Raw genomic sequence first — 23,888 nt, 5'->3', positions numbered from 1 at the left:
ATTTTATTTATTAGAAATTCACGCGCTTAGAACTGGTAACCAAGTTCTAGCCAGAATTGACGACCAGGAGTGTAAAGACCGTATTCAGAGTCAACACCACCTTTGATTGCCGTTTTACGGACTTGGTTTAGCACGTTAAGGACATCAAACTGAACATAAACATCGTGAGCACCATAGATGGTTGGCTGCCAGCGTAGACGGCTGTCCCACTGAGTATGTGAGCCGAAGTTGTAACTCTTGTAAAAGTTATCTTCTACGTGCTCATAACCTTTGGTTGGCGCTTTAATAAAGACTTGGTTTGACCAATTCAAATCGTATTCTGGAACTTGCATATCCAAGTTAACTCGCACCACCCATTCTTCGGTGCTGCTATTAATTTTTTGCTCCATCTCTGAATACTTCATCTGTTCACCATCGAGGTAAACTAACTCGTTCGGATCCAATCTTTTATCGATATCTGAGCGATCTGACACCAAATAATCCGCACCAACGGAACTGTTCCAATAAGTTGGTCCTACAGCAAATGGCACTGTATTGCTCAGTTGAAGAGTGTAAATATCAACATTGAAATCATCCATGTTGGCAAACACATCAACTTTATTTCCGCCAATATCAAACTGACGAGATTTGATTGAGTCTTTGTTTTTGCGTTTCACATAACGTGCGGTCATAGTGAACTGACTGAAATTATGATCAACACCGAGCATCAGTTCATCAGCATGAGGCGTTTTAAGTCCCTCAATTTCTGCATAGTTACGCGTATGATCATCATTGAGTTTTAAAATTTCACCCGCAAGCTTCATTCCGGCAAATGAACGACCGTAATAACGGTTTAAGCCCAAATTCAGTCTAGTTGTTGGCATTACAGTCCAACTAGCAGCAAAACGCGACGCGACGTTATTGTTGTCCAAGTAGTCATCGCGGTCGTACCTTACACCCGGTCTGAATGTAAAATCTCCCCACGTAATTGAGTCGTCTAGATAAAGTGCATAATTACTATAGCCAGTATGGATATTGCCCGCGCGGATAACCGAAGTTTCATCCAAGAGCACGTAATCAAAATCGCTCATCTCAATGATATTGCGCTTCTTGCTCTCTTTATCACGACTAAAATCAAAATCAGTTTTCTGGTAAGACGCTCCCATAGAGACACGGTGGTCAGTTTGGCCAAACTGCAACGTATCTAAGGCGTAATCCAATGCGTAATTGTAATTCTGCTGCGTTAGCTGACTATCACCATGACCGCCCGTTTCGAACGCCATATCGGTAGAAAGATCGTTGCGAAACTCTACGTAATTTGAATTGGTTTCAGTTGAGTCAAAAATATTGTCATACGCCGCAGTGGCGGTTAGCCAGCCGTTACCTAGATACTGATTCCAGCGAACTGTTGTACCATAGGCGGAATGCGAATCTGTTGAGTTGCTATCAATGTTATCAGCAAAGTATTTGCCTTCTTGATAGTCCGAATAACGAAAACCCACTTCTAATGTACGATTCACATCCGGAGTCCAATTAAAGTTCGCCAGCCAGTTATCTGATAAGCGAGTGTGATCTTGTTTATCTGTCGCCCCCTCTTTAGAAATCATTCGTGTTTGCTCAATGGCTGACTCTCGGCGACTAAATCCAATCACCATACCAATCTCGTCAGTCAGGCCCTTTTGAACCGCTATCGAATAGAAATCTTTGCCGTAGTTCGGCTGAAATTCAGCATCAGAGCCATTCGGAACTTTACTATCGACGTGACTTTTAATGTGCTCATCAACTTGCATCGATGCCCATGAAGAGCGAGTGGTACGATAACGAGCTTGAACCCCGTCATTACCGTCGTACTGGCGAGTTTCAGCAACCACTGCACCACCAGTAAATCCACCGAATTTGGCCGGTACATTACTGCTATATATCTCGATACCTTGGAGTAAATTGGCATCTAAGTAATAAGCTTGTTCTGAACTTGAGCCAGGAATCGTCTTCATTGCGCCATCAAAAAACGTTTGCTCTGGATCGAGATCATTGTTGACATTGATACCATCAATCAAATACGCCGTTTGCGATGCATCAGCACCGTTAATTTGAACAGATTCAGGCTTAATCTCACCAGCTTTAAAGCCATCGGCATTACTTTGAGACAAGCGAACGCTCGGATTCATTTTTATGTAATCGCTCAGGTTACCGTTGCCTGATGGTGTCGATTCGATTTGTTCAGAATCAATAGTTTGTTTCGACGAAAGCTGGTCATCACGTTTATCAGTAACGACAACCGTAGCCGCATTGGTAGATTCAGTTTGGTTCGTCGTTTCCGCTTGTACCACTACTGGTGACAAAACAGCAGCCACGCAAAGAGAAAGAATAGAAGGTTGTAAATGGCTCATGATTTGTAGTTATCAATAACAACTTATTAAGAATGATTATCATTAATGCTATCAATAAGATTTATGTTTTGTAAATACAAGATAAAACCATAAAAGCCACTAAATTTGATTAATTCACAAGCAACATATGTTGATTAATTGTTTTTGTGCAATGCAAATTAAGATTGAAATATTCACTTAGAGCGTTTTAGGAAAAAACCTGAGAGCAATACCACACCGTTCAATAAAATCAGAAAAACAACGTAGGTAGAAACAAATTATTAACAATAATTAGAGTAAATAATTTAATTTATTTTTATTAACTGCGTCGATATTAACCGCCCCAAATAATGCAAGCGTTTGCTTTTTCTCGGATATTTCCATTATTCATGCATAAAACTCGCATCAGTCTGCTTTGAACCGGAATTAAAATCACAAAAAACAAAGGCCGCGAGTGTAAACACTCACGGCCTTCAAAAAGAATCATTGACTCACGTTTATTTATGGCGTTCCTGTAACTTGTTAATCACATCATTGAACGACAAGCCCTGATCTTGCAGCAAAACAAATAAGTGGTATATCAGATCTGCTGACTCACAGACTAACTCCGCCTTGTCACCCGACGTCGCTGCAAGCGCGACTTCAACGCCTTCTTCGCCCACTTTTTGCGAAATACGCTTGGTGCCACGGGCGTACAAACTGGCTGTATAGGAAGAATCAGGATCGGCATTTTTGCGCTCCGCCAATAGTTGCTCCAACTGATGAAGCCACACCATCTGAGACTCTGCTTGCTTGTCAGCATCCCAGCAGGTTGTCGTCCCTGTATGGCAAGTTGGCCCAATCGGATTCACTTTAACCAACAATGTATCGTTGTCACAATCCAAAGCTATATTAACTAGGTTCAATACGTTGCCTGATGTCTCGCCTTTGGTCCACAGACGTTCTTTAGTACGAGAGAAGAATGTCACATGGCCTGTTTGCGCAGTTTTACTGAGCGCATCTTGGTTCATGTAGCCCATCATCAATACTTGGCTTGATTGATTGTCTTGTACAATTGCCGGGATTAAACCGCCGACTTTTTCCCAATTAATTCGCTCACTCAAGGTAGCGATATCACTTGCTTGAAAACTCATCGTTTTACCTCTACTGGTCGTGTCGCCACACCTTGTTGAATTAAGAACTGCTTTAGCTCGCCGATATTAATCACTTGCTTGTGGAATACAGAAGCCGCTAATGCGCCATCCACATTGGCTTTTTGAAACGCTTCAGAGAAGTGCTCCATAGTGCCTGCGCCTCCAGAAGCAATCAACGGGACATGACACACTTCGCGAACCATATTGAGCTGTTCGATATCGTAGCCGTTACGCACGCCATCTTGGTTCATCATGTTCAGTACAATTTCACCTGCACCACGACGCTGCACTTCTTCGACCCATTCTTTGGTTTGCCATTGCGTTGCTTTAGTACGCTCTTCATCACCAGTGAATTGATAAACTTGGTATTTACCTGTCTCTTTGTCGTAGTACGAGTCGATACCAACCACAATACATTGCACACCAAACTTATCAGCTAAATCGGTAATCAACTGTGGGTTTGCAAGCGCCGGAGAGTTAATCGACACTTTATCTGCACCGAATTCTAGAATGCGAGCAGCATCGTCCGCTGACTTAATACCACCAGCCACACAAAAAGGAATATCGATAACCTCAGCGACGCGTTTAACCCAGCTTTTGTCTACCACGCGGCCATCACTTGATGCGGTAATATCGTAAAACACTAACTCATCCGCGCCTTCTTCGGCGTAACGTTGAGCCAAAGGAACGATGTCACCAATGATTTCGTGGTTGCGGAACTGAACGCCTTTCACCACTTGCCCGTCACGGACATCTAAACAAGGAATTATTCGCTTTGCCAACATGCAAATGCCTCCTCTGCGGTGAATTTACCATCGAGTAATGCGCGGCCAACAATCACGCCTGCAACGCCCGACCCTTTTAGCGCTTCTATATCCGCTAGGCTGCCAATTCCGCCAGAGGATTGAAACTGCACTTGTGGGTATTGCTGACAAAGGTCAACGTACAGCTCAACATTAGAGCCTGCCAACGTACCATCACGAGAAATGTCCGTGCACAGCACATGTTTAAGGCCGACAGTAAGGTAATCATTAATCAAGGCTTCAATCGTTACGCCCGAATCTTCTTGCCAGCCTGAAATGGCCACGCGTCGAACGCCTTGCTCGTCGATGTTAATATCAAGCGCTAGTACTATTTTCTCAGCGCCATATTTTTCCATCCAACCTTTGACTAACTCAGGTTGCTTAACAGCCGTTGAACCAACAACCACTCTCTGAGCGCCCGCTTCTAATAAATCAACCACATCTTTTTCAGTTCGAACCCCCCCGCCAATTTGAATGTTTGCGGGAGTGCTAGCAAGTAACTCAGCGATCAAATCAAGCTGTCTTGCCGTGGTATCTTTTGCGCCCGTTAAATCAACTAAGTGCAACCAGTTAGCACCTGCTTGGTGATACAGATTAAACTGCTCTGCTGGGTTTACTTTATATTCCGTTACTTGGCCGTAGTCTCCTTGATAAAGGCGTACCACTTGTCCTTCAATAAGATCCAGTGCTGGTATAATCACGTTTAAGTCCCTTTATAATTCCAAGAAGTTTTTAATCAATTTAGAGCCCGCTTTGCTCGAACGCTCTGGGTGAAATTGCACCCCATAGTAATTGCCACTTTGTACCGCCGCCGTAAATGGCTGGCCGTACTCACATTCGGCAATGGTGTAGTCACCAACAGACATTGCAAAGCTATGGACAAAATAGAAATACTCATCTTGCGCAATATCTTTAAACAGCGGGTGCTCTGGGCTTGGTTTAATTGTGTTCCAACCCATGTGCGGCAACGGCAAATCACCCGTTTGCATTAACTTGACCTCGCCTTCGCAAAGGCCTAAGCATTCCACTAACTCATCCGCTTTCTGCCCTTTTTCTTGAGATACCTTGCCCAATAACTGCATGCCTAGACAGATACCAAGCAGCGGCTTTTCAACCTGCTTAACGAGTTCAATCAGGTTTCGTTGCTGTAGGTTTTGCATTGCTTCACTAGCTGTCCCTACCCCAGGCAAAAACAACTTGTCAGCACTAAGTACCACACTTGGGTCTCTTGAAATCGTTACCTGATAGCCAAGACGCTCAATAGCAAATTTAACCGAAGAGATGTTGGCGCAACCTGTATCGATAATGACGACTTTCTGTTCACTCATAATCCTTCCTCAGCCCTACAGCACGCCTTTACTACTTGGTAGTTCGTTGCCTTCTACTTTAATCGCTTGGCGCAGGGTACGACCAAATGACTTAAACAAGCTCTCTATGATGTGGTGATCGTTATCACCAGCAGAAGACAGGTGAAGCGTACAAGCTAATGTATCCGTCAGCGAACGGAAGAAGTGCACCACCATTTCAGTGGAAAAATCACCAACTAACTCGCGGCTAAACTTAGCATCAAACTTTAGGTATGGACGGCCGGATAAATCCAACGCACATTGCGCCAAACACTCATCCATTGGCAAACTGAAACCAAAACGCCCGATACCACGCTTATCACCCAGTGCATCTTTTAATGCCTGTCCTAATGCCAGTGCGGTATCTTCAATCGTGTGGTGGTCATCAATGTGTAAGTCACCTTCGACCTTACATTTCATTTGGAAGCCACCATGAGTTGCGATTTGATCCAGCATGTGATCGAAGAAACCTAAACCAGTGCTGATTTCGTTACCGCCTTGCTCATCTAGGTTGACCATTACTTTAATGTCGGTCTCTTTGGTGGTTCTCACCACTTCCGCGATACGAGCCTTGACGGTGAGATCTTTAAGAATCTGTTTCCAGCCCATGGTTTCTGGGTTGTATTGAATGCCTCGTATTGCCATGTTTTCAGCAAGCTCAAGGTCAGTTTGTCTGTCACCGATCACCACCGAGTTTTGGAAATCAACTTTGCCCTCTTGCAAGTACTCTTTCACCATACCCAAGCGTGGTTTACGACATGCACAGCCCTGTTCTTCAAAGTGTGGACAAATCAAAACATCATCAAACACCACGCCTTGTGAAGAGAAAATCTCCATCATCATGTTGTGCGGTGCATCAAACTCATCTTGAGGATAGCTATCTGTACCTAGACCATCTTGGTTGGTCACCATCACTAAACGGTAGCCAGCATCTTGTAGTGATAGCAGGCTAGGAATAACAAACGGCTCTAGCTTGAGTTTGTCTAAACGGTCTACTTGAAAATCCACCGGAGGCTCAACAATTAAGGTGCCATCACGGTCAATAAAAAGAATTTTTTGCTGTTTGCTCACTGGAATATCCTTATTTCAAATTATCTCTATAGTTAGCCGTAGTAGTTGCGAATAAAGCCCAGTGTTTTCTCACACTCATCTCGGCTACCAACACTAATGCGCACACAGTTTTCAATCGGTGAATTGCGTAAAATGATGCCGCTGTCCCACGCAGCCTTAAACAGGCCATCACCATCAGGGAATTTAACTAACAGATAATTGCCCCAACCTTCGAACACTTCTAGCCCAGCAATCATCGAGAGACCGACTTGCAAATAGGCTCGGTTGGCATTCAGATCCAAAACCTGATACTTAGCACGAGCTAAACCTGCCTCCGATAAAGCTTGAGTGGCGAATTCAGCGACGGGCACCGGCACCGGATATGGCGCAATGACTTTAAGTAGTACATCGATAAGCTCTTGATTAGCTAATGTAAAACCACAACGTAATCCTGCTAAGGCAAATGCTTTAGAAAGCGTTCGTAAAATCGCCAAGTTTGGATATTGCTCTAGGAGATCTACCGTCGAAGCTTCTGGGCAGAAATCGATATAAGCCTCATCCATCACGACAATCGCTTTGTCTTTTGTCATTTCTAACAAAGAGACGATATCTTCACGCTTAACTAAATTGCCTGTCGGGTTATTTGGGCTACAAACGAACACCAACTTGACGCCATCAAGGTTTTGCTCGATGGTAGGCAAATCTAATTGCCAGTCTGGTGTAAGCGATACGGTTTTACGCTCGACACCAATGGTTTCTGCGCTGATGGCATACATACCGTAAGTTGGTGGGCAATATAAAATTGAGTCTTCACCCGGCTCACAGAAGGCACGAATTAAAAGTTCGATACCTTCATCTGCGCCGCGAGAGGTCAACGTTTGCTCCGGTTTTACCCCTGCATAAGCGGCGTAAGCTTCGATCAGTTCTTTGGGCTGACATTCGCTGTAGCGATTAAGGCGCGCAAAATCTGTTTTGTATTCGTTATTGAATGGCGATTCATTAGCGTTAAGCCATACATCACCACTGCCACCAATACGACGAGCCGATAGATAAGGTGTTAATTTTTGAACTTGTTTACGAGCGAGCTTTTCCATGACACCCCTCCTACTTCTCAGTGCGATTGAGCTTTTCAACGCGAATGGTCACTGCACGCTTGTGCGCATCTAAGCCTTCCGCTTCAGCCATGGTGACAACGGTAGGTGCAAGGGTTAGTAGACCATCTGCCGTTAATTCTTGTACCGTCATGCGCTTAGAGAAATCCGCTAAACCCAAACTTGAGTATGTGCGGGTATAACCATAAGTTGGCAATACGTGGTTTGTGCCTGAGGCATAATCACCAGCAGACTCTGGCGACCAATCACCTAAGAAAATTGATCCTGCATTATCTAATAGAGGCAAGAGTTCACGAGGATTCTTGGTCTGCACGATTAAGTGCTCTGGGCCATAGTAATTTGAGATAGAAACCGCTTGAGTGAGCGAATCTGCAATAATAATCAAGCTAGACGCTAAAGCTTGTTGTGCGATGTCTGCGCGAGATAGCGCTTTAAGCTGCGCTTGTACTGCATCAGACACTTGATCAGCTAATACAGGTGAAGGGGTTACCAATACCACTTGAGAATCAGGGCCATGTTCGGCTTGGCTCAATAGATCTGCCGCAATGAAATCTGCATCTGCCGTTTCATCAGCAATCACCAACACTTCCGATGGGCCGGCTGGCATATCAATCGCCGCACCGCGAAAATCATTACTTACTTGGCGCTTAGCCTCTGTTACGTACGCATTACCCGGCCCAAAAATCTTGTCTACTTTAGAAACCGTTTCAGTGCCGTAAGCCATTGCAGCGACAGCTTGGCCTCCACCAACGTTGTATACTTCATCAATCTTGCACAGCTTAGCGACATACAAGATCTCATCAGCAATGGGTGGCGGTGAACAAAGTACAACCTTTTGACAACCTGCAATTTGTGCAGGGACACCAAGCATCAATACCGTTGATGGTAGCGGTGCGCTACCACCCGGAATATACAAACCCACTTTCTGAATTGCGCGCGTTACTTGCTCACAAACAACACCCGGTTGAGTTTCCACTTTGATCGGTTGCGGCTTCTGCGCTTTATGGAATTTAGCGATATTGCTATACGCTTGCTCCAGAGCGGCTTTCATCTCCGGTGTTAATCGGGCAGAAGCTTCATCAATCTCTTGGCTAGAAACTCGAATCGACTCCGGTTTTACACGATCAAACTTTTCCGTTAATTCAAGCAATGCTTGGTCGCCACGAGCACGTACTTGCTGAATCACATCCGATACTGCTGCGGTAATGTTTGCACCTTCAGTAATCGCTGGACGCTCTAATACCGAATCCTGCTGCTCTTCACTTAACGATTGCCAAACAATGGTTCTCATCGCTTTACTCCATCATTTTTTCAATAGGAAGAACTAGAATAGAGCTCGCACCGAGTGCTTTTAATTGCTCCATCGTTTCCCAGAACAGGTTCTCTGTACTCACCAAGTGAACCGCTACTCGTTGCTTTTCAGCTGACAAAGGCAACACGGTTGGGTCTTCTGCGCCCGGTAATAGGTCTTTGATTTGCTCCAGCTTTTCAACGGGTGCGTGCAGCATGATGTATTTCGATTCTTTTGCTTGTTGTACGCCCTGCATGCGAGTCAGCAATTTATTGATTAGCGCAAGCTTATCGGCGTCAAACTCACCGGTACGTTGAATTAGCGTTGCTTTAGAGCGGAAGATAACTTCAGCTTCTTTTAGGCCATTCGCTTCAAGCGTTGCGCCAGTAGAAACTAAGTCAGCAATCGCATCGGCTAAACCAGCGCGAGGCGCAACTTCGACTGAGCCAGTTAACATACATGTTGAGAAAGGCACACCTTGCTCATCCATGTAGGCTTTGAGAAGTTGAGGATAAGTAGTAGCGATTCGCTTGCCGGCCAAATCTTGAGGGCCGTTGTACTTTTCCTCTTTATTGATAGCGATGGATAAACGACAACCACCAAAATCTAAACGACGCAGCTGTACAAACTCGTTTGGCTCACCCAAAGCTTTGCGATCTAGACGAACTTCTTCGAGCTCATTCTCGCCAATAAAGCCAAGGTCTACGACACCATCCATGATCAAACCAGGGATATCATCGTCACGAACCAGTAACAAGTCGATTGGCATATTTAGTGAGTGAACAACCAGACGCTCACCCATGATGTTAAATTTGACGCCGCACTTTTTCAGCAGTTCTTGACACTCTTTGCTTAGGCGACCTTTCTTTTGAATTGCGATTCTTAGGCGTTGTGTTTGCATTGCATTATCCCTGTGCAAATATTTGATATTTATAAACTTTTAAAACATTAGAAATTAAAAAACCCTCGGAAGATGTTGGTCTCCCGAGGGTTAATCTTAAAATCTTTGATTTCTGCCTCCGGGAGTTTCCTGCCTCCCGGGTATGCGTACATCTCCCGAAAGACTAGACTGGGTGATGGTGATGATGAATGTTCATTACAAATTTACGCATACTTATTTAAGCTCTTTAGTTTCGCTTGGTTGATATCCACACTAACCAAGCCGTTAACTTTTTTCAACCATTAATTTAAGATTTTTTCCATTTCACTTAAATCCAGCCACAAAGGCCATCTTTTCAATAAGAAATAGATACAAAAAAGGCAATGAATACTCGTGTTGTGAATAACACATTTAGCCAAACAAGCGACGCTTCATCCCTGCCCTTTCTAATATTCGTGTCGTAATCTCTTCCACAGACAAAGAAGAGGTATTGATGTAAGGAATCGCTTCACGCCTAAATAGCGCCTCGACCGTATCAAGCTCTAACTTACATTGCTCAGTACTAGCATATTCGCTTCCCGAAAGACGATTTTCACGGATCTCATTCAAGCGCTCAGGATTAATCGTTAAACCAAACAGCTTGTGACGATGAATTTCGAACTCAGGTAATAAACGCATCATTTTGACGTCTTCAGCAATAAACGGATAGTTCACCACGCGTAAGCCAAATTGCATCGCCATATATAAACTGGTTGGGGTTTTACCACTGCGTGAAACACCAAGCAGAATGATATCCGCCTCATCTAAGCCTTTCAGCGTGATGCCATCATCATGAGCAAGGGTGTATTCGATAGCCGCGATACGATCAAAATAGGTCGCTGAGTCTTTGCCCACGCTGCGTGAACGCTGCATTTTAGGTTGGGGAGCCATCTGAATATCGTTTTGCACTTTTTGCACGATACTTTCTAGCACGTCATAACAATAAGCTGACGAATTAAGCAGCATTTTACGAATTTCAGGAACCACAATAGAGATAAACACCAATGGTTTAACACCATTTTGTTGGTAGGAAATTTCAATTTCTTTTAGGACATCGGCAGCTTTGTCTTCACTTTCAACAAAAGGAAAGGTTTTCTCATTAGCTTCGAAGGGGAATTGACCCAGAACAACATGCCCTAACGTCTCACATGTTATGGCCGTTCCGTCAGAAACATAGAATACATCACGACTTTGGCTAATTCTTTGCATTTTTGTTTATTTTTTCAAATTCATTTGAGTAGGATGCTTTACATAATATTAATAAATGAGTTTGGTTTTCAGTTACGTCCCCCACAGCTTTTAAAATTCTTCGGAGTTTTTTTAAGTCGAAACGTAATCGTTTGCCTTTCATATCAACCACGGAAAGTGGTGATGTTTACTTGCGCCGGAAAATTCGTCTCTTCTCCTATGGGACGTTGTAGTTAATCGTATTAGCTGCAATACCCTTATATGGGCTAGACGTTAAGTCTCCAAAGACATTGACCAGTAAAATGAACAGCCACCGTCCAAGGTTGACCCTTACCCCTACAAGAAAGCTGCTATGTTTCTGGAGAAATAAATGCAAAAGAACACCCTCTGGTTCGATGGACTATCCATGGATGACGTTGACAAAGTCGGCGGTAAAAATGCTTCACTTGGCGAAATGGTTTCTAACCTAGCCAACGTTGGTGTATCTGTACCAAACGGTTTTGCGACAACTTCGTATGCGTTCAACCAATTCCTTGACCATGAAGGCTTGGATGAGCGTATTCACCAATTACTTGATGAACTGGACGTTAACGATGTAGAAGCCCTGCGCAAGACAGGCGCCACCATCCGTCAATGGGTATTAGAAGCCCCGTTCCCTGCGGATCTTGAACAAGACATCCGCGATAACTACCAACAGCTGACCGACAATCATCCCGAAATTTCTGTTGCAGTGCGCTCTTCTGCCACCGCAGAAGACCTACCGGATGCATCATTTGCCGGTCAACAAGAGACGTTCCTAAACGTTAAAGGCATTGATGCAGTTTTAGAAGCCACCAAACACGTCTACGCTTCACTGTTCAACGACCGTGCCATTTCATACCGTGTCCACCAAGGCTTTGACCATCGTGGCATTTCTCTGTCAGCGGGTGTTCAGCGCATGGTGCGCTCGGATAAGGCCTCTTCTGGCGTGATGTTTACCCTAGATACTGAATCAGGCTTTGACCAAGTTGTATTCATCACCTCTTCATGGGGCTTAGGTGAAATGGTGGTTCAGGGCGCAGTAAACCCTGACGAATTCTACGTTCACAAACCAATGCTTGAAGCGGGTCAACACGCTATCGTTAAGAAGACGTTCGGCTCTAAACAGATCAAAATGATCTACGCAAACAGTCAAGAAATTGGTAAACAAGTGGAAGTTATCGATACTTCCGCAGAAGAACGTAATGCCTTCTCCCTCAATGACGATGAGATTAAAGAGTTAGCCAAACAAGCGGTCATCATCGAGAAACACTATCAACGTCCTATGGACATTGAATGGGCGAAAGATGGTATCGACGGTCAGCTTTATATCGTGCAAGCACGCCCTGAAACCGTTTGTTCTCAAAGCGAACAAAACGTCATTGAACGTTACGAACTCAGCAGCAAAGCCGAGATTAAAGTTGAAGGCCGTGCTATCGGCCAACGCATCGGCAAAGGCCCTGTACGCTTAGTGGATTCGCTAGACCAAATGTCTCTAGTGCAAGACGGAGATATATTGGTGACCGACATGACTGACCCGGATTGGGAACCAGTGATGAAAAAAGCCTCTGCCATTGTAACAAACCGTGGCGGCCGTACTTGTCACGCTGCAATCATTGCTCGTGAACTGGGCATTCCGGCTATTGTTGGCTGTGGTGACGCTACCAGCAAACTGACAGATGCTGAAACGGTAACGGTATCATGCGCAGAAGGTGAAACAGGTTATGTTTACCAAGGCGAACTCGACTTTGAAGTCAGACGTTCTTCTGTTGATGAATTGCCGCTACTGCCAACTAAAGTGATGATGAACGTCGGTAACCCAGACCGTGCATTCGACTTCGCTCAAATTCCAAACGAAGGGGTTGGTCTGGCGCGCCTTGAGTTCATCATCAACAAGATGATCGGCATTCATCCTAAAGCGTTATTGAACTTTGATCAGCAAAGCGAAGAGTTAAAAGCTGAAATCAGTGAGCGCATTCGCGGCTACAAAGACCCAATCGATTTCTACGTCAGCAAACTGACTGAAGGCATCGCGACCATCGCATCGGCATTTTGGCCAAAACGAGTGATCGTTCGTATGTCTGACTTCAAATCGAACGAGTACAGCAACCTAGTGGGGGGTAAAGATTACGAACCTCATGAAGAAAACCCTATGTTGGGTTTCCGTGGAGCCTCGCGTTATATCTCACCGGTATTTGAAGACTGTTTTGAACTGGAAACCCAAGCGATTAAGCGTGTGCGTAACGATATGGGTCTCAAGAACGTTGAAATCATGATTCCATTTGTTCGAACACCGGGTGAAGCTGAATCAGTTATCGATCTGCTGACTAAGTTTGACCTACGTCGTGGTGACCAAGGGCTCAAAGTCATCATGATGTGTGAACTGCCATCCAACGCCGTTCTCGCTGACGAGTTCTTAAAGTACTTTGATGGTTTCTCCATTGGCTCAAATGACATGACCCAGCTTACCCTTGGTCTGGATCGTGACTCTGGCGATGTCGCTCACTTATTTGATGAACGTAATCCAGCAGTAAAAGCGATGCTTAAGATGGCCATCGATGCCACAACCAAAGCCGGTAAATACGTCGGTATTTGTGGTCAAGGTCCTTCGGATCATGATGACCTAGCTGAATGGTTAATGCAGCAAGGTATTAGCTCGGTATCATTGAACCCAGATACGGTTATCGATACTTGGTTGAAACTTGGCAAAGTGAGTAATTAGCGCTCTGCTAGCGAATCGAAAGCCCCAAGGTGAAATTGGGGCTTATCAAACAAAAATCCCCAAGCCTAAGCTCGGGGATTTTTATATTAGAATCAGCAATTATTACTTTAAAAATCGGTGCCTATCGCTTAACAAGCCGCCATTTTCGATTTCGAAATCACTGATAGCGCCACACATACCGCAACGAATGCAACACTTGCTGCTGCAAATGAAATCGCTACCGATGCTGTGAAACCAAGAGCAATAAAGCCAATACACGATACAAGCGCTACCGACAACGCATAAGGCAGCTGAGTTGCTACGTGATCGATGTGGTTACAACGAGCACCTGTCGAAGAAAGAATTGTGGTATCTGAGATTGGAGAACAGTGGTCACCAAATACTGAACCAGCCAGCACTGCACTTAACATAGGCAGCATTAGCGCTAGGTCAGTCGCACCTGCCATATCACCAGCAATTGGTAACATGATGCCGAATGTCCCCCATGAAGTACCCGTGGAGAACGCCATTAAACCAGACAGTAGGAACAAGATAACAGGAAGCCAATGAGGACCAATGTTGCCTTGAGCCAGAGTAGAAAGGTAGCTACCCGTTTTCATGTCGCCGATAACAGTACCAATCGTCCATGCGAAAACTAGAATCAGAATCGCACCGAACATCGACTTAGCACCAATCCATAGCGTGCGGATAATCTCAGTCAACTCGATACCCTGCTTAAGTACAGTAAACAGTGCAACCACTAGGCCAACCACGCCACCGTAAATTAGAGAAGTACCAACGTCGGTATTTTCGAATGCGCCTAGGAGTGCGAATGCTTTGCCATCCGCTGCTAGCGCTTGACCGCCTGTATAAAGCATTGAAGCCACGGTCGCGATAATCAAGAACACGATTGGCAGCACGAGATCAGACACTTTGCCTTTCTCGCTTTCGCGAATATCTAGCTCTTCATTCAGATCATGGGCTTCCGCCGTATCATTTTCTTGGTCTTTATCAAAGCCACGGCCTTGTGATGCTGCAATCTCATGATCGCGCATCTTGCCGATGTTTAACCCAAACCAAGCAACCGCGAACACCATTAGTAGCGCGAAGATTGCATAGAAGTTCATTGGAATAAGACGAACGTAAGCGCCTAACGCTGAGTAATCTTCAATGCCATGAGAAACCAGAATACCACCAATAATTGTCATGATGTACGCACCCCAGCTTGAAGCTGGCATGATCACACACATCGGCGCAGCCGTGGAGTCAAGAATGTACGCGAGTTTAGCGCGAGAAACATAGAAACGGTCTGTCACTGGGCGAGAGATAGCACCCACTGCAAGGCTGTTGAAGTAATCGTCGACAAAAATGAATACGCCTAAGAAAGCCGCTAAAAGTTTAGAGCCACGTTTACTTTTTACGCGAGACTGAGCCCATTCAGCAAAAGCTCGCGTACCACCAGATAATGTCAGCAGCGCTGTCATCATACCAAGTAGCAGTAAGAAGCCAACAATACTCATGTTCCACATATTTAGACCGCCGTCTTCAACGAAAACGCTCAAAACAGTCGTCTTAATGTAGCTACCTGCATTTAAAGCAGAGTAATCAGCGAGCAAGATAGCGCCAAGTACAATACCTGCGCCCAAAGAAATCAAAACACGTCGTGTAATAATCGCAAGACTCAATGCCACAATAGGAGGCAAAAGAGATAAAGGAGATGATGCAAAATCAATTAAATTCATGATCTTCAAAAACCAGTAATAAATTTGGTTAGAGATCTACTGCAGATTCATTAAAGGAAATCGTTTCCTTAAAATGAAGTTGAACATAGCGACAGGGAAGTGAACACTCCACCCAACCCTACAGTAGCGCTCCATAGTTATACAAATAATAGACTATGGCAGTGTTACCCCTATTTGAGTGCAACACCAGCAAGTGGTTTGATAGACCGTGCTCACTTCGGCGAAGATGACCGTTCACGTTTGTTCATTGGCATCACCCCAACAAACGTTAATTATCCATTTCGCGCCTCTACCGCATTGACCAAATATTAAGCTACTGAAAAGTCATTTTTCAGCAATTCAACCAGTGCAATGCATTAGGTACGAACTATTGTACTTAACTCACCCACTATTACAATACATCGCTCTCAGAAAATGTTGATATTTTTATCGCTTCATCGCTATGACTATGATTCCACGCACTTTGCCTAAAATTCCACAACAAAACGATATACCAAATCGAGCACTGAGAAACGTAGCGATACGACTTGTTCACATTGGCTGCGAACCATACGCTTGTTGTTTAAAGCAAAAGCGATATTTATAAATACTGTCGATATTTAATGAAAATAGTTGTCATTGACACTTGATGATATGAAACCGCACACTACACTTAACTCATCGAATTGAATAAGTCATTACTCTATAATAATTGCAAAAAAACCGTGAAGTACGCAGTAGTGTAATTTTTCTTTTATATTATTCATTAATTTTTATTTTCTTTTTCTTTAATCGAACTGTATTATCCTATTGTCAGGTTTAATATTTATCCGTTGATAATTTATTTGTGAGATCACTATGTCGGAATTAACTAAAACTTTATTGAACATTCGCAGCCTACGCGCATTTTCTCGTGAACTAACTCTTGAACAATTAGAAGAAGCTTTAGAAAAACTGACTATTGTTGTTTCTGAGCGTAAAGAGTCAGAAGACGCTGAAAAAGCAGCACAAGCTGAACAAGAAGCTAAACTGGCTGCTATTGCAGAACAAATTTCTAAAGACGGTATCGATGTTGATGCATTAATTAATGCACTGTCTGGCGAAAAGCAAACTAAAGTAAAAGCAAAACGCGCTCCTCGCCCAGCAAAATACAAGTATGTTGATCCAAACGGTCAAGAAAAGACTTGGACAGGCCAAGGTCGTACACCTTCAGCAATTCAAGCTCAACTAGACGCTGGTAAATCTTTGGATGATTTCCTAATCTAATTGAGATGCGATTTTAAAAGCGGCTAAGGCCGCTTTTTTATTGTTACCAATTATTAATTAAATAAAAAAACCTCAGCATTTGCTGAGGTTTTTTTATTTATCAATGTAGCGTCGGTTGCTTAGCGCTCCCAGTACGCTTCCTCTAGGCTGTCTTCACGTTCTGGCAGGCCACGAGATAAACGCGGTGAATGCTGAACTAATACTTCATAACTTGCACGGTTAGAATATTTACAAACTTGCGAGAATGAAGAATAAGTCAAAAATGAGTAAGCATGCTTGCTTGAATTAGGCACATTCTCTCTGTGGTATTTATTTGCCGCCATATCATGCAACAATGCAGACAGAGCAGCATCACCTGCACCATTGGTATTTTTAATCTTTTCTGGACCACCCATATAAGGAGCAATATGAGAGTAAACTTTTATTGGATTCTCACACAAAGCTTTAGACGCTGGGCGGCTGAATTCGTAACGATTAAATTCTGCAATTGAACCTGGTAGTAACGGTAGAGAAGTTTGGCGCTTCGCTGACTCTTCAGTATAACCCGCCATAAATAAACCCACAGGACCTGCCGTACATAATACCAAATCAACCCATTCCAGTGTTTTATCCGAAGCAGCTAACGGATCCGATTCACCGGTTAATGCCTCTGCTTCATCTTCGTTCATTGCGACTACAGTGACATGGTCACGTAAAAAGTCTTGCCAGAACTTAGGATCATCTTGAATAACGAACTTAGTACCTAGTGTTAATACTACAGGCACGTCATATTTCTTGGCATATTCGATGGCGCGCATGGTTGCATCCGGCATTGGGTCGCCTTCTTTACAACGCACTAAATAAGCAGTTAATACTAATGCAGAAGCAGTCTTAAATATTTTTTCTGGGATGTTATCTGGGTGAAGTTGGTTCATTTGACCTTCGCTAATTGCGAAAGTACGTTCACCATCTTCGGTAATTAACGCAAAGCAGCGACCAATTGCACCTTGTACACCTTGCAAATAATTTAAATCCATACGGCTAGATGTATTACATAGGTAGCGGTAACCGTAGCTGCCAATTTTAATATCTTGGCTCATCACGCCTAACAGTGTTGAACGGTCATCGGCCAGTACCGAGTAGTTATGCAGTGTATTGCCAATCGTGCCACCAGCATATTCATTGGTAATGAGCTGTTCCTGTTTTAGCTCGTTATATAACGCTTCAGCAGTTTGATCATCGATTACTAGAGAGTGTCCCTTACTCAGTCCGTATTTCTCGATAAGTTCGCTACCTACTTTCGCTTCGATATCCACCAAAGTTTGGTCAATACCAATAATATGAGTGCGCGCCATTTTTTTACTTTCTTGCGCTTGGCTGACTAATGGATCGCGAGCATGAACAGGAAAGTAGTGCTTTGATTTACGTTGACCAGGAAATTTCATAACTATGATTCTGTTTAAGATCTGAATAAGGGATGACAGGAGGCCGGATTCTACCGCGCTCGCCTAAGCGCGGCAACAAAAGGAATTATAGCAAACGTTTAATTCAAGTTCTGCTGACGAAAATTAATCGTTAAAGGCAAAATAGTGGTTATTCGCCTTCCATAAATCCTAAGTCTGGTAGTCGCTCTAGATGCTCGTTGTAGCGCTTCAAATTGAATTCTTGACCATTCTTCATCACGTCAAAAATTTCAATTGATACTGCACAAGCCATCATTGCGATCGCATCATCACGGCTAGTACCCGTCATCATTAAGCGCATCAACGTCTCTTTAACTTTAATTGGATTACCATCTTCAAGTTGGTTTTCAATAATCTCAATCAACTCGCTTTCTTGGAAGGTTTGGTTCTCATCACTCATGTGTTTTTACCTGTTGTACCTTGAATTTTGCACACTATGCCATATATAGCCTCTCATAGTGATCAAATACTCTAGACAGGCTAGCAAACGGTCACAAAATGGCCGATTTTCGAAGTGTGATTTCGATCTCGGATCTGTCCCCTCTACGCGCTTTCTGTTAGAATCTTCGTCCAGTTAATTTTAATGGTGTTTAGTAATGTCTGAGAACTGTACTGATAACAGTCAAAAGAAAGTAATTGTCGGCATGTCTGGCGGTGTTGACTCATCGGTTTCTGCTTACCTACTTCAACAACAAGGCTACCAAGTTGAAGGCTTGTTCATGAAGAACTGGGAAGAAGATGATAACGAGGAATACTGCACAGCAGCAGAAGACCTTGCGGATGCTCAAGCAGTATGTGACAAACTTGGTATTCATCTACACACCATTAACTTTGCAGCAGAATATTGGGACAACGTATTCGAATACTTCTTGGCCGAGTATAAGGCTGGTCGTACTCCAAACCCTGACATCCTGTGCAACAAAGAAATCAAATTCAAAGCATTCCTAGAGTTTGCAGACGAAGTACTTGATGCTGACTACATCGCTATGGGTCACTATGTGCGTCGTTCGTTCCCTGAAAATGGTGAACTACCGCAAATGCTACGAGGCGTTGATAACAACAAAGATCAAAGTTACTTCCTTTACACGTTGAGTCATGAGCAAGTTGCACGTAGCCTATTCCCTGTTGGTGAACTAGAAAAACCTGAAGTACGCCGAATTGCAGAAGAGCAAGGCCTTATCACTGCGAAGAAAAAAGACTCAACGGGCATTTGTTTTATCGGTGAACGTAAGTTTACGGATTTCCTATCTCGTTACTTACCCGCTCAACCTGGCAAAATCGAAACGCCTGAAGGTAATGTCATTGGTGAACACCAAGGCTTGATGTACCACACGCTAGGCCAGCGTAAAGGTTTACATATTGGCGGTCAAAAAGGTGGCGGCGGTAACGAAGATCCATGGTACGTTGCTGACAAAGACTTAAAACGCAACGTATTGATTGCAGTTCAAGGCGCTGATCACCCGTTACTTAAATCAAATGGTTTAGTAGCAGCGCAGCTTCACTGGGTTGATCGCACACCAATCAAAGAGCCATTGAAGTGTTCGGTTAAGACGCGCTACCGTCAAACGGATATCCCGTGCACTATTATTCCTGTTGACGATAACTCAATTAAGGTTATCTTTGACGAGCCACAGGTTGCAGTGACACCTGGACAATCAGCAGTATTTTATCAAGGTGACGTTTGCTTAGGCGGCGGCATCATCGAAGAACGAATTTAAACGCAAATTTAGGAGTACCGTTACGTGGCTAACACACTTTATGACCGCACTATTGCATTTGCTGGCATTTGCCAAGCTGTTGCTCTCGTACAACAAGTAGCAAAAAATGGTTATTGTGACACTGACGCGTTTGAAACTTCACTAAAAGCGATTCTGAATACCAACCCAAGCAACACTGTGGATGTCTACGGCTCTGAGTCAGACCTACGTGTTGGTTTGGAATGTTTAGTTAAAGGCATTGATAGCTCGTCAGCAGGTAGTGAGATCACTCGTTACATTATTAGTTTGATGGCGCTAGAACGTAAACTAATCAGCCGTAACGATGCGATGTCACAACTGGGTGACCGCATCTCTATGCTTGATCGCCAAACTGAACATTTCGACCTAACTGACGAGCAAATGATCAGCAACCTTGCCAGTGTTTACCTCGATGTCGTAAGCCCTATCGGCCCTCGTATTCAGGTGACGGGTACGCCTTCAGTGCTGCAGCAGACCGCCAACCAACATAAAGTTCGCGCCCTGCTGCTTTCAGGCATCCGTAGCTGCGTATTGTGGCGACAAGTAGGCGGTAAACGACGCCACCTAATCTTCGGTCGCAAGAAGATGGTCGAACAAGCTCAGATACTTTTAGCTCGAATGTAATCCAATAGCTCGCGCATCGCCGCGAGCTACTTTTTTATACCAACACCCTTTCTTTCAAAATAAGAGCAACGCAAACGTTTGCGCAATATTCGTGACAAACGCGTTTGTAATTGGTATAAAGCTCACGAAATTTAGAAACTCAATTCAGGAGAACACCATGGAACTGTCAGCATTGACTGCTGTTTCACCAGTAGACGGCCGTTACGGAAGCAAGACAATTGCCCTTCGCAGCATCTTTAGCGAATTTGGTCTACTTAAGTACCGCTCTATCGTTGAAATCCGTTGGCTACAAAAGCTTGCGGCAACTGACGCAATCGCAGAAGTACCAGCATTCAGTGCGGAAGCTAACAAGTTTCTAGACGAGCTAGCAGCAAACTTCTCTGAAGAAGACGCAGCTCGTATCAAAGAGATTGAACGTACGACTAACCACGACGTTAAGGCAGTAGAGTACTTCCTTAAAGAGAAAGTGGCTGGTGTTCCTGAGCTTCACGCAGTAAACGAGTTCATTCACTTTGCATGTACTTCAGAAGACATCAACAACACGTCTCACGCTCTAATGCTAAAAGAAGCTCGTGATGAAGTGATTCTTCCTGAAATCCAAAACATCATCGACGCAATCAAAGCACTTGCTGTTGAGTACCGCGACATTCCTCTTCTATCTCGTACACACGGTCAGCCAGCTTCTCCTTCTACTATGGGTAAAGAAATGGCAAACGTGGCGTACCGTATGGAGCGTCAATACAAGCAAATCGCTAACGTTGAGATTCTAGGTAAAATCAATGGTGCAGTAGGTAACTACAACGCACACCTTTCAGCTTACCCAGAAGTTGACTGGCACCAGTTCTCTGAAGAATTCATCACTGAATCTCTAGGCGTAACTTGGAACCCTTACACAACTCAAATCGAACCTCACGATTACATCGCTGAGCTATTCGACGCAGTTGCTCGTTTCAACACGATCCTAATCGACTTCGACCGTGACGTATGGGGCTACATCGCACTAGGTCACTTCAAGCAGAAGACAATTGCTGGCGAAATCGGTTCTTCAACAATGCCACACAAAGTTAACCCAATCGACTTTGAAAACTCTGAAGGTAACCTAGGTCTAGCGAACGCGGTATTCGGCCACCTAGCACAAAAACTTCCTGTATCTCGCTGGCAGCGTGACCTAACGGACTCTACGGTTCTTCGTAACCTAGGTGTGGGCGTTGGCTACGCGATCATCGCATACACTTCTACTCTGAAAGGTATTAGCAAGCTAGAAGTTAACCGCGAAGCACTACTAGCAGAGCTAGACAAAAACTGGGAAGTATTAGCAGAGCCTGTACAAACAGTCATGCGCCGTTACGGCATCGAAAAGCCATACGAGAAGCTAAAAGAGCTAACTCGTGGTAAGCGTGTAGATGGTGAAGCAATGCGTAACTTCATTGACGGCCTTGAGCTTCCTGAGCACGAGAAAGCACGTCTAAAAGAAATGACGCCAGCAAACTACATCGGTCAAGCAATCGAGCTAACTGATAAGCTGTAAGCATTTCATTCTGAAATAGCAAAAGGGTTGGTACGTATGTATCAACCCTTTTTTGTTTTACTCTACTTAGACTTATATTCATTCACTGCTTTTCAAACAAGATAGTTATTTGCCCAACCTCTAAACCAAATTTTTTGATTTTCGCGAGATTAAACACTCGTGTGTCATCTTGCCTGTATAACCAGTCTTCAAGCCGCACTTCTATTTCCGAATCATCCCACGGAATCACTAAGTCATAGCTCCAAAACATAGCATTGCCCACTTCTTTCCCCTTAGCGACTCCGACAACGTCACTGGCTCGACCTTGGTATGAGCCATCGGGTAATTTGTCGATATACCATATTCGTTGAGATTGCTCGCCGTCATCAAATAGGAAATCTTCCACCAAAGTTAATTGGTTTTCGACAACAGTGCCGACAATGACCACCTCAAATGAGCGCGTTTTCTTGCCAGAGTAATCCTGCACCATTCCCCACGCTTGGCTTTGCCCTTCAAAATAACCAAACAAATCCAGTGGAAGTTTACTGCCTTGGTAGTCTTTCAATTGGGCACTACACCCAAACAAGATAAGACAAAAAGCAAGCACTACCCCTATACGCATAACCATGATTTCGTCCTAATTAGTTCCTGCCGATTAACTGTTTTCTGAGATCAGCAAATTCCGTTTTAGGTGATAGCCAAATACCCACGAACGCGTCGTTAAGTTGTTCGTTTTCGATATCACCAAGTAATTGCGTCCCCTCACCCGCAGAGGAATAAATAAAATGACCAAATCGCCCATCGGTAATATAAGTCAGATTTTCACCCCGCTTAACGCTAGGAAAGATGTCAGATAATTGGGTGATCCATTGGGTCACCTCGGTTCGCCCGTAACCTTGCTCTATCCATTGCTCTTGTGTGGCATCTAGAAGCTCTTTCTTGGAAATATCACGACGATAGTCAATGCTCAATGCGAGTGGATGCGGCGTCACATCTGGGCTTTGAATATATAAACCAGACGGCGTTAGTAGCTTTGAACGATAAACATCAAAAAATAGAAATGAAAGTTGAGCTTCTCCTACAAGAGGCCAATCTTGCCAACCTCCTTTATCGGAGAGCTCACTGGCACTGCTCAACGGAGCAAGTAATAACGTAGTCAACGAAGCTTTACTGAGCCAATTTGTCCTCATCATGATTCAACACCTTTAAAACCAAATAAATAAACAACATCCATTCAACAAATAAAATGGTTAAGGTGATAAGAAGAGAATGATTGAAAGTAACGGCGCCAAGTTTGAAACCGGCGAAGTAACTCGCTCCCCCTGCAAGACCACCAATCATAGATACGATAAAGGGAGGATAATGGCTCACTATTGGCACAATAAAATGGACATACCATATAAAGATCGCCCACAGTGCAATGAGCCATGTTGGTAAGAAAGAGCTAGCAAAGATAAATAGACCCACTGCCATATTGAACGTATCAAGCACAATGCCCGCTAACCACAAGCCAACCAATGGCTTCCATGAGAAACGGCCTGAAAATAACGCGACAGCGGCTGTCGCGATAACACAAATGATGGTCAGCCACTGAAATTGAGCATTACCCCAAACAGCAATAAACCAAACCACCTGAAACCAAGTAGACACACAAAGTAGCTTAACGAGTGGCCGGTTTAACAC

General features: G+C 44.1%; 21 protein-coding genes, 1 riboswitch and 1 other annotated feature. Of the genes, 5 read left to right on the top strand and 16 right to left on the bottom strand.

The window, feature by feature from the left end; all coding sequences use genetic code 11:
* Positions 1-26 precede the first annotated feature (26 nt).
* The 10 genes from OH461_RS02760 to ppsR form a co-directional block, all read right to left on the bottom strand.
* A complete protein-coding gene (locus OH461_RS02760; RefSeq protein WP_270019103.1) occupies positions 27-2,369 on the bottom strand; it encodes a TonB-dependent receptor plug domain-containing protein in 2,343 nt (780 codons plus the stop codon).
* 476 nt (positions 2,370-2,845) lie between these two features.
* On the bottom strand, positions 2,846-3,481 hold the full coding sequence (gene hisIE / locus OH461_RS02755; protein ID WP_270019102.1) for a bifunctional phosphoribosyl-AMP cyclohydrolase/phosphoribosyl-ATP diphosphatase HisIE: 636 nt from the start codon (positions 3,479-3,481) through the stop codon (positions 2,846-2,848).
* Positions 3,478-4,266: an imidazole glycerol phosphate synthase subunit HisF gene (gene hisF, locus OH461_RS02750; protein ID WP_270019101.1), complete on the bottom strand. Its 789-nt coding sequence runs from the start codon at positions 4,264-4,266 to the stop codon at positions 3,478-3,480. Before hisF ends, hisIE begins: the two co-directional genes overlap by 4 nt.
* Positions 4,248-4,985 carry a 1-(5-phosphoribosyl)-5-[(5-phosphoribosylamino)methylideneamino]imidazole-4-carboxamide isomerase gene (hisA, locus tag OH461_RS02745; RefSeq protein WP_270019100.1) on the bottom strand — a complete coding sequence of 246 codons (738 nt, stop codon included), beginning with the start codon at positions 4,983-4,985 and terminating at the stop codon, positions 4,248-4,250. The genes hisF and hisA overlap by 19 nt, the downstream gene beginning before the upstream one ends.
* A gap of 12 nt (positions 4,986-4,997) precedes the next feature.
* Complete coding sequence (gene hisH, locus OH461_RS02740; protein ID WP_270019099.1) at positions 4,998-5,612, bottom strand: imidazole glycerol phosphate synthase subunit HisH; 615 nt, start codon at positions 5,610-5,612, stop codon at positions 4,998-5,000.
* 15 nt (positions 5,613-5,627) lie between these two features.
* Entirely contained in the window at positions 5,628-6,701 is a 1,074-nt protein-coding gene (gene hisB, locus OH461_RS02735; RefSeq protein ID WP_270019098.1) for a bifunctional histidinol-phosphatase/imidazoleglycerol-phosphate dehydratase HisB, read from the bottom strand.
* A gap of 32 nt (positions 6,702-6,733) precedes the next feature.
* On the bottom strand, positions 6,734-7,774 hold the full coding sequence (gene hisC, locus OH461_RS02730; RefSeq protein ID WP_270019097.1) for a histidinol-phosphate transaminase: 1,041 nt from the start codon (positions 7,772-7,774) through the stop codon (positions 6,734-6,736).
* Between the two features lie 10 nt (positions 7,775-7,784).
* On the bottom strand, positions 7,785-9,083 hold the full coding sequence (hisD, locus tag OH461_RS02725) for a histidinol dehydrogenase (protein WP_270019096.1): 1,299 nt from the start codon (positions 9,081-9,083) through the stop codon (positions 7,785-7,787).
* Positions 9,084-9,087: 4 nt separating this feature from the next.
* A complete protein-coding gene (gene hisG / locus OH461_RS02720) occupies positions 9,088-9,984 on the bottom strand; it encodes an ATP phosphoribosyltransferase (RefSeq protein ID WP_270019095.1) in 897 nt (298 codons plus the stop codon).
* Positions 9,985-10,037: 53 nt separating this feature from the next.
* Positions 10,038-10,172, bottom strand: a sequence feature (His leader region).
* Between the two features lie 202 nt (positions 10,173-10,374).
* Positions 10,375-11,211, bottom strand: a complete 837-nt coding sequence (ppsR, locus tag OH461_RS02715; protein WP_270019094.1) for a posphoenolpyruvate synthetase regulatory kinase/phosphorylase PpsR — start codon at positions 11,209-11,211, stop codon at positions 10,375-10,377.
* A 349-nt stretch (positions 11,212-11,560) separates the two neighbouring features.
* Between ppsR and ppsA the strand changes: the two genes are divergently transcribed.
* On the top strand, positions 11,561-13,930 hold the full coding sequence (gene ppsA / locus OH461_RS02710) for a phosphoenolpyruvate synthase (protein WP_270019093.1): 2,370 nt from the start codon (positions 11,561-11,563) through the stop codon (positions 13,928-13,930).
* A gap of 128 nt (positions 13,931-14,058) precedes the next feature.
* Here ppsA and OH461_RS02705 read toward each other — a convergent pair whose 3' ends face one another.
* Positions 14,059-15,651, bottom strand: coding sequence for a Na+/H+ antiporter NhaC family protein (locus OH461_RS02705; RefSeq protein WP_270019092.1), 1,593 nt, complete (start codon positions 15,649-15,651; stop codon positions 14,059-14,061).
* A 116-nt stretch (positions 15,652-15,767) separates the two neighbouring features.
* Positions 15,768-15,951, bottom strand: a riboswitch (Lysine riboswitch).
* A 537-nt stretch (positions 15,952-16,488) separates the two neighbouring features.
* On the opposite strand from OH461_RS02705, the gene OH461_RS02700 reads away from it, so the two are divergent.
* Positions 16,489-16,896 carry an H-NS family histone-like protein gene (locus OH461_RS02700; protein ID WP_270019091.1) on the top strand — a complete coding sequence of 136 codons (408 nt, stop codon included), beginning with the start codon at positions 16,489-16,491 and terminating at the stop codon, positions 16,894-16,896.
* A 119-nt stretch (positions 16,897-17,015) separates the two neighbouring features.
* Here OH461_RS02700 and OH461_RS02695 read toward each other — a convergent pair whose 3' ends face one another.
* On the bottom strand, positions 17,016-18,320 hold the full coding sequence (locus tag OH461_RS02695; RefSeq protein ID WP_270019090.1) for an inosine/guanosine kinase: 1,305 nt from the start codon (positions 18,318-18,320) through the stop codon (positions 17,016-17,018).
* A gap of 148 nt (positions 18,321-18,468) precedes the next feature.
* On the bottom strand, positions 18,469-18,738 hold the full coding sequence (locus OH461_RS02690; protein WP_260258739.1) for a hypothetical protein: 270 nt from the start codon (positions 18,736-18,738) through the stop codon (positions 18,469-18,471).
* 196 nt (positions 18,739-18,934) lie between these two features.
* On the opposite strand from OH461_RS02690, the gene mnmA reads away from it, so the two are divergent.
* The 3 genes from mnmA (at position 18,935) to purB (ending at position 22,226) form a co-directional block, all read left to right on the top strand.
* The gene (gene mnmA, locus OH461_RS02685) at positions 18,935-20,056 is read left to right on the top strand and encodes a tRNA 2-thiouridine(34) synthase MnmA (protein WP_270019089.1); all 1,122 of its coding nucleotides are present in this window, start codon (positions 18,935-18,937) and stop codon (positions 20,054-20,056) included.
* Positions 20,057-20,080: 24 nt separating this feature from the next.
* Positions 20,081-20,698, top strand: coding sequence for a high frequency lysogenization protein HflD (gene hflD / locus OH461_RS02680; protein ID WP_270019088.1), 618 nt, complete (start codon positions 20,081-20,083; stop codon positions 20,696-20,698).
* Positions 20,699-20,855: 157 nt separating this feature from the next.
* Entirely contained in the window at positions 20,856-22,226 is a 1,371-nt protein-coding gene (gene purB, locus OH461_RS02675) for an adenylosuccinate lyase (protein ID WP_270019087.1), read from the top strand.
* Between the two features lie 82 nt (positions 22,227-22,308).
* Here purB and OH461_RS02670 read toward each other — a convergent pair whose 3' ends face one another.
* The 3 genes from OH461_RS02670 to OH461_RS02660 are packed head-to-tail and all read right to left on the bottom strand — an operon-like array spanning position 22,309 to position 23,888.
* Positions 22,309-22,833: a DUF3833 domain-containing protein gene (locus OH461_RS02670; protein ID WP_443088432.1), complete on the bottom strand. Its 525-nt coding sequence runs from the start codon at positions 22,831-22,833 to the stop codon at positions 22,309-22,311.
* 13 nt (positions 22,834-22,846) lie between these two features.
* Complete coding sequence (locus OH461_RS02665) at positions 22,847-23,398, bottom strand: chalcone isomerase family protein (RefSeq protein ID WP_270019086.1); 552 nt, start codon at positions 23,396-23,398, stop codon at positions 22,847-22,849.
* The gene (locus OH461_RS02660) at positions 23,373-23,888 is read right to left on the bottom strand and encodes a DUF2878 domain-containing protein (protein WP_270019085.1); all 516 of its coding nucleotides are present in this window, start codon (positions 23,886-23,888) and stop codon (positions 23,373-23,375) included. The genes OH461_RS02665 and OH461_RS02660 overlap by 26 nt, the downstream gene beginning before the upstream one ends.

Source organism: Vibrio sp. LaRot3, assembly GCF_027587025.1.
Classification (GTDB): Bacteria; Pseudomonadota; Gammaproteobacteria; order Enterobacterales; family Vibrionaceae; genus Vibrio.
Note: the sequence above shows the minus strand (reverse complement) of the source record. Positions and strands in the feature narration are given on the sequence as shown.